This window comes from Streptomyces sp. NPDC002835 (genome assembly GCF_053591995.1).
This window is the reverse complement of the sequence record NZ_JBSFUW010000035.1, coordinates 14,637-28,073: the sequence shown is the minus strand read 5'-3', so window position 1 is coordinate 28,073 and position 13,437 is coordinate 14,637. Positions and strand designations below refer to the sequence as shown.

Sequence of the window (13,437 nt, the reverse complement as noted above, 5' to 3'; positions counted from 1 at the left end):
GCGTGAAAGAGGTTCGGCTTCCCGGCCCTGAACTGCACGTATGCCACGTGGAGTTGGTACGGGCCGGGGAAACGGCGGGAAGCGGGCGGTAACGGCACAGCACGGCACCAAGGACGGTGGGGCGATGGGGCAGCGCAAGGACATCGACGGGTCGGCGGGCGTACCGACCTTCTACGGCAGCGAGTTGCGGTGGAAACGGGAGGAGGCCGGGCTGACGCTCACGCAACTGGTCGAGGGCAGCTTCTACGGCCCCAGCCACCTCAGCGAGATCGAACGCGGCACACGCCGGATGCCCGCGGATCTGGCCGAGCACGTGGACCGTGTGCTCGGCACGGACGGCTTCTTCGGGCGGCGCTGCGAGGACGTACGCAGGGCGAAACGGCGAGGCCACGCCAGTTACTTCGAGCGCGCGCTGGAGGCGGAGAAGCACGCGGAGACCATCGAGGAGTGGTGCCCGACCCTGGTCCCGGGGCTTCTACAGACGGACGCGTACGCGCGGGCGGTGGTGCGGTCGGCGCACCCGCTGGCGCCGGACGACGAGGTGGAGGAGAAGGTCACCGCCCGGATGTCACGGGCCCACCTCTTCGACGACAACCACAAGATCCCGGAGTACTGGGCGATCCTGCCTGAGTGGCTGTTGCGTCAGCCGATTCTGCCGCCGGAACTGGCGGCCGAACAACTGGAGCACATCGCGGCGTTGGCGCGACGCCGCAGGATCGTTCCACAGATCCTTCCGTGGAACTGCGGGGCGCATCCACTCATGATGGGCATGGCCAAGGTCATGACCTTCCCCGATGCCCCGCCGATGGTCTATTTGGAGTCCCAGTACAGCGGGGACACCATTGACGATCCGGCCCCCGTGAAGCAGTACCGCAAGGCATACGATCGGCTCAGGGCCGCCGCACTGCCGCCGGAGGCGTCCCTCGCCCTGATCGAGCAAGCTGCTGAGGATGACCGAAATGGCAAGCAACGGGATTGACTTGAGCACGGCCGTCTGGCGCAAGAGCAGCTACAGCAACGGCACGGGCGGAAACTGCGTGGAGGTCGCCGAAGCCTTCCCGGGCGCGGCCGCGTGGCGCAAGAGCACGTACAGCAACGGCGACGGCGGTGACTGCGTCGAGGTGTGCGACGCCCACACCGGCGTCGTACCCGTCCGCGACTCCAAGGTTCCGAGCGGCCCGGTGCTGACGGTCGCGGCCCCGGCGTGGACGTCGTTCGTCACGTCCCTCAAGCCGGCGGCCGCCACCGCGTGACGCGGCCGCCCGGCGTCGTACTTCTCGACGCCGGGCGGGCCCGTCTCAGGGTCTGGCCCACCTGGTAGACGGCCGTCGTGCCCGACACCTCGTGGCCGACGACGAGCAGCGGCCTGCCGTTCGGGCTGTCCGCCGCCGGGATGAAGCTGAGCCCCTCGCGTCGCCAGCTCGCCGGTCTTGCGGGGCCGGGCCGGGTCGCTGAGATCGAGGATGTCGACGGTGCCGGTCTTGGCGTTGACCGTGAACAACCGGCGGCTGCCGGCGTCGTACGCGGTGATCTCCGCGGCGCTCTCGTCGAACGAGCCGCTGGAGTAGCGGCCGAGGAACGTGAGTCCGATGCCGTCCTTCCGCACCGCGCTCTCGTCGGCGGAGGTGGTCGCGGTCGTGGCGGTGGCGGTGGCGGCAGCCGGCGCGAGTATGCGGTTGCGGGGTCTCATGAGCCCGCAGCGTGCTGCACGCCCGGCGACTGCGGATGAGCCACGGGCCCGTACCGGGTTGACGGGAGCCCAACGCTCGTCGCGGGCCCGGTGTGGGCAGCGTCCCCTGCACGGGCACGCTCCAACTGCCCTGGCCGACCTGCCCCGTCACGCAACCGGTCGGGACGGGTCGGGTCCGCGCAGGCGCCCGAGCCGTGCACGGCCGGAGCCGTGGCTCGATGTCAGCGAGGGGTGAGGAGGCAGAACTCGTTGCCTTCCGGGTCGGCCAGAATCGTCCACGGGATCGCGGACTGGTCGATGCCGGGGTCGGTGGCGCCCAGGGCGCGCAGTCGGGCTTCCTGTGCGGCCAGGTCGTCACCGGGGTAGGGGGCGACGTCGAGGTGGACGCGGTTCCACCCGCTCTTGGTGTCGGGGGTGCGGACGAACTCCAGGTACGGGCCGACGCCCTGGGCGGAGCGCATGGTCGCGTGGTCGTCGGCGACCTCGTGCAGCGTCCAGTCCATCGCCTCGTCCCAGAACCGGGCCATCGCCCGCGGGTCGGCGCAGTCGACCACCACCGCGGCGATCGGCCCGGTGTCCTGGTAGACCGGACGGGGCTCCAGGACGCAGAACTCGTTGCCCTCCGGGTCGGCCATGACCGTCCAGGGGACATCGCCCTGCCCCACGTCGGCGAGCGTCGCACCGAGATCCGTCAGGCGCGCGACCAGCTCCTTCTGATGGGCGGTCGAGGTGGTGGCCAGGTCAAGGTGCACCCGGTTCTTCACCTCTTTCGGTTCCGGGCGGGCGACGATGTCGATGCAGACGGCCACGGGGTCGGGGTAGGCGAAGCCCACGGGCTCGAGGTTGGTGACACTGGGCGCCTCGCTGTCGACACCCCAGCCGAGGGCCTCCGCCCAGAACCGACCGAGCACGGAGTCGTCCTGGGCCTTCATGTTGATCTGCACGAGTCTCGTTGCCATGCGTAGATCGTAGTGACGCATCAGACATCGTTCGCCCTGGTTCGATATCGCCTCCCAGCCGTCGGTCGGCAGGCATCAACTGCCACAGTCGGAGGATGAACGGAAACTTCCTGGCCGGCCACCATGACCAGTTGGCTGCGTGGCTGAGGGACGGAGAGGCCGAAAGCCTCGACGCGTTCCTGGGCGCACACCACGAGTCCTTCGCGCTTGTGACGACAGATGGAGCGATTCTCGGCCTTGAGACGCTGCGAGAATCCCTGCGTGGTGCGGGCGGCAGCCGGCCTGGCTTGTCGATCGAGATCGAGGAAGTCACCAGCATCACCCCCCAGGTGCACCGGTTCCTGGAGCGCCACATCGTGGACGGCTCCGTCGTTGACGTGCGGGTGGTGACTGCCGTAATGGAGGGCGGGTTGCTGCTCGGCGTACAGGAGACCGCCCGTCGGTAGCGGAACCAGCGGGCGTCACAGGGCGAACGTCGCCTGATGCGGCACCAGAAGCCGCCGTCGGCGCCGGGCCGCCGCGACTGTGGGCACCGGGGTCGAGGCGTTCTCCCTCTGGACGTCCGGATGTCCGGTTTGTGGCGATCTTGTGCCGCGAGGGCCGGGGCGACGTCCCGGCCGTGGCTTTGTCATGTCACAGGCGTGTGACCGCCCTGTTCCCCAGTACCTCGCCTACGCATGATGTCTCACAGACGTACAACATCCAGGGGGGAATCATGCGTATCCGTATCACCACCGCGGCCGTCGCCGCCGCACTCGCCGTCAGCCTCGTCGGCTGCAGCAGCGGCAGCGACAAGGACGCCGACAGCAAGGCCGACGCCGCCAAGAGCAGCGCGCCTGCGGCCACGAGCAGCGAACCGACGGCTCCGGCCACCGAGGCCGGCGGTGACTCCTCCGAGGCCGAGAAGGTCGCCCCGCCCGCACCCACCGGCGACAAGAGAACCGCGGTCATCGCGGCCATCAGAGACGTCAACCCCAAGCTCGTCCAGGACGAGGACAAGGCCATCGAAAAGGCGCGCCACCAGTGTGTGAACCTCGACGGCGGTGTCCCGGACACGGTCAGCAGCGCAATGGAACTGTTCTCCTACGACGGCGTCATGCCGACCGAGGACGACGCACGTCACCTCAACATCGGGCTGCGCAAGACCCTCTGCCCCGAAGCCTGACCAGCCACCGTTCCCCCCGGCCCGGCCGCATCCGAATGCGGCCGGGCCTCGCCGTACCCGTCAGCCAGGGGCAGGATCGCCGGCCACCGGCCGGGAACGCCTGGCGCCGCCACGGCGAACATGGCGGCGAAACCAACCCGCGTGCGCGCGGGCGTGCGCACCCGCCCCCTACGCGGACACGACCGGCCCGAACGCCGCCCGATGGTCCCGCGCCCACGCCCCGAAGCTCCCCGCCGGCCGCCCCGTCACCGCCCGAACCGTCTCCTCGACCTGGGCCTTGGCCCCCGCACGCTGCCGGTCCGCACTCCGCAGCAGCGCCTCGACGACCTCATCCGGATAGCGCCGACCCCACTCCGCGCGCGCCTGATCCCGAGTCAGTTCCTCCAGGCGGAGCGGAATTCCCAACGTCTCGCCGAGCAGCTCGGTCTGCTCGACCGCGCTGATCGCCTCCGGCCCGGTCAAGGTGTACACCCTTCCCGCGTGCCGGTCCTCGGTCAGGGCCCGCACGGCGACCTCCGCGATGTCCCGAGGGTCCACGCACGCGTTGGCCGACGTCCCGTACAGCGTCCGTACGACCCGTTCGGAGCGGACGGATCCCGCCCAGGACAAGGCGTTGGACATGAACGAGCGCGGCCGGAGCAGCGTCCACCCCACACCCGACGATCGCAGCTGCTCCTCGGCGGCGCGTTGCCACCGGGTGATGGCGTCGTCGGCGTCCGGATCGAGCACGGCCGCCGCGGAGACCTTCACCACGCGCCGTACGCCGACCGCGCCTGCCGCGCGCAGGAACCGGGCGTCGTCGTCACCGCCGACGCGCGTCGTGACGAGGAACGCCGTCCGCACCCCCGCCAACGCACGCTCCAGGGAGCCGGGATCGCGGTAGTCCCCGGCGACCACCTCCGCCGTACCGCCCGCGGCCGTCCGGTCCGCACCCGTCACCCGCGCGGGATCGCGGGTCATGATCCGTACGCGCTGACCTCCGGGAATTCCCCGGACGACCTCCCGCCCCACCGTCCCCGTGGCACCGGTCACCAGAATCATGTGACGTCCCCTTCTCACCGTGAGCGTTTCGTGCACAGATAGCGAATCCGCCAGGACGAGGGCCGCACCCGGCGTCACCGGCCGCAAAGAGCCCTGTACTTCCGCTTCCCGTCCAAGGAGCGAGACGATCTCCACCGAACCGCGGGCCCTGACTGCCGAGCGGCGAGCGGCGCCCTGGGCCACTCCGACACGGCGTTCTCCGCTTCGACGACCAGGGTGCGCACCCCGTACCCCGCCGGCTCGGAGGCGAGGAACATCCCCACCGGCCCGCCCCCGGCCACCACCACCTGTGGCCGCACCTGTTCGTGCTCCTGCGCCTGCACGGCGATTCCCCCCTTGGACGGCCTGCGCTCGGTCAGGCACCGTCCAGCTCGCTCATTTACGCGGAAGGAAAAATACACCGGCCGGACGGTTCTTTACAATGAGATCATTTCGCCCTAAACGGCCTGGCCAGGCGCCTTACGTGAGTCGCGGCAGGGGCGTTCGCGCTGACGAGAGGTCCGATCGTCCGGGCGAGACCGTCGGTCACCGCTGTACTTCGGTGTTTGCCAGGACAGGTACGGGCACGGGCCATGCCGACGACGGCGAACATGGTCCGCACCACGACCGGGACATCGGCCACGACCGCCTGCCCCGGCGCCGCCACGGCGAACATGGCGGCGAAACACACCAGACGCCAGTCGATGCAGATACGCCCTGTCGACAACGTCTCACGTCTCCTGAGTGTCTCGCGCCGGCCGGCGCAGGAAGCCCGCAAGCTCCTCACGGGCGGAGGCGGAGATCCAGTCAGGATCCAGGGTCTCCCGGGCAACGTCCAGCGTTTTCGGGCCCATCAGGGGAAACGCAGCAACGATGAGACCCTCGCCGCTGAACAACGGCTCGACGGCCTGAAAGTATCCGGCGTCGCTGATCGATTGAACCGGACTGGTGATCAACAACTCCACGAACAGGAAGCAGCGCCGTAGGAGATCCTGGTCCGGCACCTTCTGCCGCAGCCCGGGAAACATCACGCCGCACCAAAGGACCTCTCTCAAGAAGTCGTAGAGGTCGTAGAAAGGCGGCTCTCCCGGGAGTGCCTTGCCGACCGGAATGCCCAACTGGTTCTCCATCGGCGCCCGGGATTCCGGCACGATCTCGAGAAGCAGCCCGGGTATGTCCGACCTCTTGACGATGTCCACTGCCCCTCGATTCTTCGCTCGACAACAGCGCTCCCTTGCGCGCGCCCCGCTGTCCCGCTGCCGCGCACGAGCAACGCAGCACGTCCACCGGGGCGAACGGCGGCGCGACGCGGCGGACGCGGGTCAGACTACGGGCTGGAAGAAGGGGGCGTCGGGAGCGAAGCAGCGTGAGCAGACGCCTACCTCCTCCCCTCGCAGATACGCCACCATCCACTCGCTGAACGACATCGCGAACTCGTCGAACTCCCCGTCGTCGCTGGAGTAGACGAGGACGGACCACGGCTCGGTCGCCTTCTCGGGAACCCGGAAGAACATGGTCTGCCCCGATGCGGCGGTCCCCCAGGGAAAGGCTTCCCCGGGACCCGTGCCGGTTGCCCGGCTCACCACATCGGCGGGCGCGTGCGACCACGCCTCGAGGTCGGACCTGATCAGCCGCCCGAGGTTCGCCTTCGCCGCGCCCGGATGAGCGGTGTAGACCTGTTGGTTGATCTGCAGAGGACCATAGGCGTCGCAGAACTCCCGAAAGTCACGGGGGAACTCGACGCCCAATTCGTCCTCCAGCCTGGACCAGGACTCCGGGTGGGCCATCCCGGGCCCCGGCTCACCGAGCAGCGCCTTGATGTCCTCGAGGTTGGCCATGCATCTCTCCTGGGGTGCGTACCGCGACCGGCCGGGTGATCAACAATGGCCTGGGGGCCGCGTGTTCCGCTACCGCCGTGATACGCACGTGGAAGAACGTTCCGTCGCGGGGGTTGCGCAACTGCTGCGCGCCAGCAAGGTGTCGAGGAGTCCGCAGGCCACGACACTCGTCACCAGGAACCCCGCCACGGCCGACAGCAGGGCGACCTCCTCGTACGACCGAGGGATCGCCCGGAGGGCGAGGGCCGCGCCGGCGGTTCCGGCGAGGACCGCGCAGCACAGTACGCCGGCCAGTCGGAGGGCCGCCCGCGGGCCGGGCCGGAACGTCTCGGCCGACACGTCGCGCCACGCCTGCGCGCACACGACCAAGGCGCTCAAGCCGCCTGCCGCCAAGCCGAGTCGCGGCGTGCCGAACAGCAGCCCGTAGCGCACCGCCAGGGCCGGGACGAAGAACAGGGTCAGCCAGCGACGCAGTGCATGCACCACGGACGACAGCGCCGGCGCCACCGGCCCGGACCGGGTCGGCAGGCGGGACGCGGCCGTCCGCAGGCAGACCAGGACGCCCGCCGCCGCAAGGGCGAGCGGCAGGCGGTCGTCGAGCCGGCCCAGGTTGTAGAGCAGCGCGGTGTCGTACACGACGAGCACCAGGCCGCCCAGCGCCCCGAGCGAGCCGATGAAGACCAGCAGCCCGGGTACCGAGGCCGCCACCCGGGTCGTCCCCGTGTCACGCGCCGCGACCCGAGCGAGCAGCCACCGTGTGAGTACCGCCGAGGCCGTGCGGATCACGATGTCGTCGACGGTGTACGGGTTACGCAGGTCCCATTCGACCAGGCAGAACACGACCGTGTACGACGCGGCCGCCGACGGCAGCAGCGCGGAACGCGCGATCCGCCGGTACAGGTCCGCGTCCAGCCATCGCACCACCGTCGCGAACGCCAGGAGCACAAAGGGGAGTTCCAGGAACGCCTGGACCCGCAGCACACTCGGCGCGAGGAACTCGGGCGAGGGGAAGACCTCCGCCAGGCCGCGCAGAGCCGGGTTCGCCGTCGCCAGGTCGAACCAGCCGACCGGGAGATACCGTGCGACGAACGACGCGTCGCCGTCCTGGACCTGGAGCACGTACACGGTGAACAGCACCTGGTTCACGTAGACCAGCCCGGTCACCAGTGCCAGCAGCACACCCGGCGGAACCGAACGGCCCCCGCCGGCGCCGGGCCCGGACGTCGCGCCACGGTACGCGGCGCCAGCACGAGGGCCGCGGCCACTGAGCCTTTTCCATCCTCAGCTTGAGCTGGCCAGATGGAGGGGGAGGACTGCTTGGACGAGGCTGGTGATTCGGGTCGTCGAGCAGCGGAGCCTGCGGAGGATCCGCCAGGACTTGAGGGTGGCGATGGCCTGTTCGACCAGGGCCCGGACCTTTGCGTGGGATCGGTTGACGGCCTGCTGACCGACGGAGAGGCGGTCCCACCGGCCGCGGTAGGGGAGGCGGACCGTGCCGCCTGCGCCTTGGTAGCCCTTGTCCGCCCAGCAGGTGATGCCGGCCTCGGCGAGAGCGTCGATGATGCCGTGCTCGCGGGCCGCCCGGATGTCATGGACGGCACCGGCCAGGGCCGGTGAAGCCCACAGCAGACGCCCCTTTGGGTCGGCTATGACCTGCACGTTCATGCCGTGCTTCTTGTGTTTGCCCGAGTAGAAGGGACGGTAGGCGGCGATCCGGTCGATCGGCAGAAGCGTCCCGTCCAGGATCAAATACGCCTTCATCGACGCGGCCCGCATGGCTTCGGCGAGCATGGGGGCGAGGGCAGCCAGGAGCCGACGGCCTCGGTGACGTAGCGGTAGACGGTGGTGGTGCCGATCCCGAAACCAGCCGCGAGCTGGGCATACGGCTGGCCGTTGCGGAGGTGGACGAGGGTGAGTGGGCCTGGCGACCCGCGCTCAGGCGCCGCCATCGGGTGCCGAGAACACGACGGTGTTCTCTCAGGCGGGCCGTGAGGAAGCGCAGGGCAGAGCTGGAAACGTCGACGCCGGACGGGTAGACAAGCATACGAAGCCTCTGATGGAGACGGTTCTCTTGGTCGAAAACCTATCTACCAGGGGCTTCACCCGTCCGTCAGGCCAACTGGCCATCCAACAGGTGAGATTGGCCGCCCAGGTCCGACCGGTGACCTACGTCTTCGATTACGTATTTCTACTGACGCCTCGGGAAGGCAGCGTTGGGAGAATCACTCCATGAGCTTCCTGACGGAGCCGTGGTGTCACGCCGGCCTTGCTGACTCCCTACTGGGCAACCGTCGCCAGCTGTCCAACGGGTAGCGAACGCTGTCTGGTCAATAGAGCCCGCCTGAACATTGGAGAGTCCTCCGTTGGTTTCCAAGATTCGAGTCCTTCTGGGCATGCTCGTGCTCCTGGCGCTGGCCCTCGGCGCCATCGCCCTGCTCGCGGCCATGAAAGCCGATGCCACCTGGTTCACGGTCGTTCCTCTCGGCATCCTCGTTATCGGCGCGTCCGTCGTCCAGTCGCTCGGATGGTTCAACAAAAAAGGCAGGTGATTGGCCTGGCGCCTCGCAGGGCACACAGCTTCTACTACGGCGCCCTGCTCGCGGGGCAACGGCAGGTCCGTCCGCCCGGCTCATCCGGGTGCCGTCGAGAGCCGGTCTGCAACCTTCCTGCTCAACTGATCGCGTCCATGGCTGACCGCCGCCTCCCATGTCGGACGGCATTTCATGGGAGGGAGAGGCAGGCGCGAGGTGTGCCGGACGACGAACGGGATTAGCGGAGGTCCGGGCCCTGGTCGAACGCATCGCCACCCTCAAGTCCTGGCGGATCCTCCGCAGGCTCCGCTGCTCGACGACCCGAATCACCAGCCTCGTCCAAGCAGTCCTCACCCTCCATCTGGCCAGCTCAAGCTGAGGATGGAAAAGGCTCACTGACGCGACCACCATCGCGTCCACGAACGCACGCATGCTCAGGACAGAAACGTGTAGAACGGGCGGTCGGGCGCGAAGTTGCGAGAACACAACGTCACGTCCCTGCCCTTGAGATAGGCCAGCAACCACTCGCCGAACGTCATCTCGTAGAGAGTCCACGCCGGACTGTCGAACTCCTGGACCACGACGCGCCAGGGCGACGAGGGTTCATCAGGAACGCGAAGGAATATCCATTCCCCGGTCATGGCCGACGCCACCGGCATCAACTCACCGGGGTCCGCGCCTACCGGACTGGGAAGGAACTCCGCCATGTCCTCCTCGCGCCAGAACTCGAGATCCTCCCTGATGGCTCCTCCCAGACTGTGCAGAAGGTGGCCGGCAGGGTGCTCCAGATACAACTGTCCGTTGATCTCGATCGAACCGTAGGCGTCCACGATCTCACGGAAGTCCGCAGGAAACTCGATACCGAGTTCCCGCTCCAGTCCGATCCATGGCGCCGGATCCGACCAGTTGAACCGGGGTTCACCCAGCAGGGCTTTGATCTCTGAAAGTGTCGCCACTACTTGGCTCCTCCTGGCATGTCGATCGACGCGGCCCCGCGGCAAAATATAGTCCTGTCGCAACGAGAACCCTTCACACAGGGTCACTCACGCATCGACCCATGAGTAGTCCCGGAACAGTGAATCGAAATCCTCCAACTTGAGCATGACCTCCACCGCCATGTTCCGCGGCAACAAGCACCCACGACTCCAGGTGAACTCGTCGGCCCCCATCCGGATCTCGACCGGTTCCGTATCGTCGGAGATCTTGAGGTTCCAGAAGGACGCATCCCGCCCCATGGTCACAACGGAGAAATCAGGCTCGATTGCAACAATGAGGCACTCCTCCTCACAGTCGTTCCACGTGAAGATGGCCGACGCACCTTCCGGGAGGTTCTGAAACACCTCCCAAACCTCGCCTCTTTCGATCGACCTCTTGCTGTGCGTTGGACCCCATATTTCGACATCCAGTTTCACTGAATCACTTCCTCGCGAATGAATGAGCTTGCACCACAGCCGGACGTGCCGACAATAGGGTCGGGACCGCAGACGTCATGGTGTTGCTACCACGGGCATGCTGACATCGGCCGGCCGTACGCAGCTGCCGGCGTTTACCGGATCAACCGATCGAACTTGTGGACCCGGGCGCACGTGCCCGTGTCCGACTCGATGTCCGCGGTCCGCAGCCGATAGACCGCAGGCTCGATTTCCACCAGGAGGAGTTCGTCGGCACGGGCTTCCGTTCCGGGCAGAGCAGCGTCGAAGACGGCGAGCGGGCCATTCACTTGCACGACGGGCCCGTCCGCCCACGTTTCCACAGACTCGATACCTCCGCGCACGACCTCGACGAGTCGAGCATCACTGGAGGAAGAAATCCATTGGACAAGGACACGGAACTCCTCCATGAAAGCGGTCGGGGCGGGGATGTCGTTGATCGCCACTGCCGACCCCAGAGCCGACGACTCAGCCAATGCGACCAGCCCGGCGTACCCTTCGACCTCACAAGCGTTCTCGTAGTCGGAGTTGGTGTAGCCGCCCCAGAGACGCCTCAGAAACTCCTCCACGACAATCATCGGCCCACCCTCCGACTCGACCCATTTCAGGTTCATTCGCGCCTATGCCCTTCATCCAGCAGCCCATGAGTAGTCCCAGAACAACAAATCAAAATTTGTCCTCCTTCAGCAGGATGTCTACCCCCCTATTCTGCGGCAACTGACCCACCCACAGCGACGCCGTGATCCGCCCCACGTCGGCGTCGGCAGCACATCAGGTGTCGCCGCCAGAGCCAGGCGTGAACGTCGCACCGAGGCCGTACTTCGCGATCCCGAAAGACTGAAACTGCGGATCCGTGAGAACTCGGTACAGGAACTCCGACGTGGACATGTCGTAGCGGCGCCACTCGCCGCCGTCGGATCGAGCGAGGACTGGACACTCGCCGGGCCGCTGGGCATCGATCAGCCAGCAGTACTCATCGGCCCATTCCGTGGAGCCCCACCCGACCAGACCTTTGCCTCCCGGGGCGTAAACCGAGTAGGGGTCCACGGCGGAAACATCACCGTACCTGTCGTCCCGATCGACCGAGAGGGACACTCGCCACTGCGCGAGGAAGTCGAAGGAGACACCCTCGTCACGCGCGAGGAAGAAGACCGAATCAGAGAACAGTCCGCCGCCGAATGCCTCGAACAGCTCTTTGTAGTCCGCCGGCAGCGGGAACTTCAACTCATCCTCCATCGCCGCCCAGTCGACAGAAATCCCTCGCGGCTCCCAGCCAGTCAGCTCGATCAACCGCTGCACCCACACACCGCGACCTTTCAGCGTCGTTCTCCCGCCCGCCCTCGACGTGGCCTCCTGCGCCGTGCGGTCGAACGCGTCGTACTCGTACGTCGTCGACCTGGCCGACGTGGCCCGTACCCGTCGCTGCACGAACGGTTGCCTGTCAGAAACACCTGAGGCTGCCCGGATCAGAACAGTGAGTTGTCGCCCCGCAGTCGGCGTTGCAGGAACATGGAAAAGGTCTGGTCCTCGAGGCAGGTGAGCGCGGAGCCGTCCGGTTCGATATAGGCGACGCGCCAGTCCTGAGGACCACCGTTGGCAGTGAGCCAACCGGCCGCTCGGCCCTCCACCTCTCCCCACTGCAGGAACAGCCGGTCCTCGCTGAGCCAGCGCAGGGCAGGGCCCGCCTGGCTCGCCGCGCCGGCTCGCGCGACGGGAAACACCCGCACTCCCGCGACGACCCCGCCGGGAAATTCCTTCATGACGGCCAGATAGTCCTCCGGGAGCTTGTCGAACGACTCGCTCACGGCCCGGTCCAGCAGCTCTTCCGCATACGGCTGGATTCCCGGAACGCCGACACTGCGCACCATCGTGAGGATGTGTTCCACCGCTCCGATGTCCGGCTTCGCAAGGACCATGGCCGTATCGCGGATGTCATCGTAGACATTCCAGAACGTGCCGGATTCGAACTGCTCATGAGTCTCGAAAGCGGGCACTCCTTCGGCGCGCCCGAGAATGGTCTGCGTAATGAAGTCCGATGCGCAGAAGGGAAGTTCCACCCACACCTGGAAATCGGACTCGGTGAGGACGGTCGTCCAGTTCGCGGTGTCCGGGGCGGTGGTGTCCCACATCAGCACACCGTTACGGGCGGTGCGGCCCCACGGGACCATGCCGCCGGGCTGCGGGAAGAAGGGTAGCGGAAGGCTCTGTTCGCGGGTGCGCAGGGACCCCTCCATGGCTGCGATGCGCGGAGCGGAGTCCTCCGTGAATTCCTCCAGCGAACGCACGGGGACATGAGACCGCACAGGGACCACGGAGCCCGCGATCACGCCCTGCGGCACCGCCTGGACCAGCAGTTCGAAGTCCTCGGGAACCACTTGCCCGTGCCCGCCGCCCTCCGGCGGGGGAGCCGGGGGTTCGAGGCCGAGCAGTCGGACGGCGCCGAGATGACGCATGTTCTCTCTCCCTGGTCCACGGCCTGGAGCATGACGGCACCCCTCGCGAGCAGACCAAGTCCCGGCCCACAGAAGCGGCAGCGGATTATTGGCCAGTGGAGTGACGCCACGTCAACCCACCGGACATTCAGGGGCAACCCGACCCTGGAAACACCCCCCGCTCCGCCCCTTTTCATCGACGTCCGCCGGGCGAGTCCTGCGTGCCCACACCTCCATGAAGGCCAGCCTGGCAGTCGGAGGGAACTCCGTTCCCCACGACCGGCTCATGATGATCCGGCCGACGGAGGTTCAGCCCTCGCAGGTTCTCGGGCAAGCCCGAAAGATCGGGCAGGGCGCCCAGTATCCGCCTTG

Annotated in this window: 16 protein-coding genes and 2 pseudogenes; 6 read left to right on the top strand and 12 right to left on the bottom strand. The window is 67.5% G+C overall.

The window, feature by feature from the left end; all coding sequences use genetic code 11:
- Positions 1–124 precede the first annotated feature (124 nt).
- Positions 125–979 (top strand): helix-turn-helix domain-containing protein, encoded by an 855-nt coding sequence (locus tag ACWD01_RS29145; protein ID WP_451165831.1) that lies wholly within the window; start codon positions 125–127, stop codon positions 977–979.
- The gene (locus ACWD01_RS29140) at positions 960–1,253 is read left to right on the top strand and encodes a DUF397 domain-containing protein (RefSeq protein ID WP_451165829.1); all 294 of its coding nucleotides are present in this window, start codon (positions 960–962) and stop codon (positions 1,251–1,253) included. The genes ACWD01_RS29145 and ACWD01_RS29140 overlap by 20 nt, the downstream gene beginning before the upstream one ends.
- Before the next feature lie 658 nt (positions 1,254–1,911).
- On the opposite strand, the gene ACWD01_RS29135 is transcribed toward ACWD01_RS29140, so the two are convergent.
- Positions 1,912–2,649: a VOC family protein gene (locus ACWD01_RS29135; protein ID WP_451165828.1), complete on the bottom strand. Its 738-nt coding sequence runs from the start codon at positions 2,647–2,649 to the stop codon at positions 1,912–1,914.
- A gap of 95 nt (positions 2,650–2,744) precedes the next feature.
- Between ACWD01_RS29135 and ACWD01_RS29130 the strand changes: the two genes are divergently transcribed.
- Both ACWD01_RS29130 and ACWD01_RS29125 read left to right on the top strand, forming a co-directional pair.
- The gene (locus ACWD01_RS29130) at positions 2,745–3,095 is read left to right on the top strand and encodes a hypothetical protein (RefSeq protein ID WP_451165827.1); all 351 of its coding nucleotides are present in this window, start codon (positions 2,745–2,747) and stop codon (positions 3,093–3,095) included.
- Positions 3,096–3,364: 269 nt separating this feature from the next.
- Positions 3,365–3,814 (top strand): hypothetical protein, encoded by a 450-nt coding sequence (locus tag ACWD01_RS29125; protein WP_451165825.1) that lies wholly within the window; start codon positions 3,365–3,367, stop codon positions 3,812–3,814.
- Between the two features lie 168 nt (positions 3,815–3,982).
- On the opposite strand, the gene ACWD01_RS29120 is transcribed toward ACWD01_RS29125, so the two are convergent.
- From ACWD01_RS29120 to ACWD01_RS29095, 6 genes and pseudogenes are all read right to left on the bottom strand, one after another.
- Positions 3,983–4,855, bottom strand: a complete 873-nt coding sequence (locus ACWD01_RS29120; protein ID WP_451165823.1) for an NAD(P)H-binding protein — start codon at positions 4,853–4,855, stop codon at positions 3,983–3,985.
- A gap of 74 nt (positions 4,856–4,929) precedes the next feature.
- Entirely contained in the window at positions 4,930–5,136 is a 207-nt protein-coding gene (locus tag ACWD01_RS29115; RefSeq protein ID WP_451165917.1) for an FAD-dependent monooxygenase, read from the bottom strand.
- Between the two features lie 429 nt (positions 5,137–5,565).
- Positions 5,566–6,033 carry a hypothetical protein gene (locus ACWD01_RS29110; RefSeq protein WP_451165821.1) on the bottom strand — a complete coding sequence of 156 codons (468 nt, stop codon included), beginning with the start codon at positions 6,031–6,033 and terminating at the stop codon, positions 5,566–5,568.
- 123 nt (positions 6,034–6,156) lie between these two features.
- The gene (locus ACWD01_RS29105) at positions 6,157–6,672 is read right to left on the bottom strand and encodes an SMI1/KNR4 family protein (RefSeq protein ID WP_451165819.1); all 516 of its coding nucleotides are present in this window, start codon (positions 6,670–6,672) and stop codon (positions 6,157–6,159) included.
- A 69-nt stretch (positions 6,673–6,741) separates the two neighbouring features.
- Positions 6,742–7,851, bottom strand: a complete 1,110-nt coding sequence (locus ACWD01_RS29100; RefSeq protein ID WP_451165817.1) for a hypothetical protein — start codon at positions 7,849–7,851, stop codon at positions 6,742–6,744.
- Positions 7,852–7,953: 102 nt separating this feature from the next.
- Positions 7,954–8,716: pseudogene (locus ACWD01_RS29095) on the bottom strand (IS5 family transposase).
- Positions 8,717–9,035: 319 nt separating this feature from the next.
- Here ACWD01_RS29095 and ACWD01_RS29090 point away from each other — a divergent pair.
- Together ACWD01_RS29090 and ACWD01_RS29085 are read left to right on the top strand one after the other, a co-directional pair.
- Complete coding sequence (locus tag ACWD01_RS29090) at positions 9,036–9,221, top strand: hypothetical protein (protein ID WP_210992464.1); 186 nt, start codon at positions 9,036–9,038, stop codon at positions 9,219–9,221.
- Positions 9,222–9,444: 223 nt separating this feature from the next.
- Positions 9,445–9,582: pseudogene (locus ACWD01_RS29085) on the top strand (IS5/IS1182 family transposase); the annotation flags it as partial.
- Positions 9,583–9,637: 55 nt separating this feature from the next.
- On the opposite strand, the gene ACWD01_RS29080 reads toward ACWD01_RS29085, so the two are convergent.
- The 5 genes from ACWD01_RS29080 to ACWD01_RS29060 all read right to left on the bottom strand — a co-directional run bounded on the left by ACWD01_RS29080 (position 9,638) and on the right by ACWD01_RS29060 (position 12,918).
- Positions 9,638–10,159, bottom strand: a complete 522-nt coding sequence (locus tag ACWD01_RS29080; RefSeq protein WP_451165815.1) for an SMI1/KNR4 family protein — start codon at positions 10,157–10,159, stop codon at positions 9,638–9,640.
- Positions 10,160–10,246: 87 nt separating this feature from the next.
- Entirely contained in the window at positions 10,247–10,615 is a 369-nt protein-coding gene (locus ACWD01_RS29075; RefSeq protein ID WP_451165813.1) for a hypothetical protein, read from the bottom strand.
- 134 nt (positions 10,616–10,749) lie between these two features.
- Positions 10,750–11,247, bottom strand: coding sequence for an Imm21 family immunity protein (locus ACWD01_RS29070; RefSeq protein ID WP_451165812.1), 498 nt, complete (start codon positions 11,245–11,247; stop codon positions 10,750–10,752).
- Positions 11,248–11,404: 157 nt separating this feature from the next.
- On the bottom strand, positions 11,405–12,061 hold the full coding sequence (locus tag ACWD01_RS29065; protein WP_451165810.1) for an SMI1/KNR4 family protein: 657 nt from the start codon (positions 12,059–12,061) through the stop codon (positions 11,405–11,407).
- A gap of 38 nt (positions 12,062–12,099) precedes the next feature.
- A complete protein-coding gene (locus ACWD01_RS29060; RefSeq protein WP_451165808.1) occupies positions 12,100–12,918 on the bottom strand; it encodes a hypothetical protein in 819 nt (272 codons plus the stop codon).
- Positions 12,919–13,437: the final 519 nt, after the last annotated feature.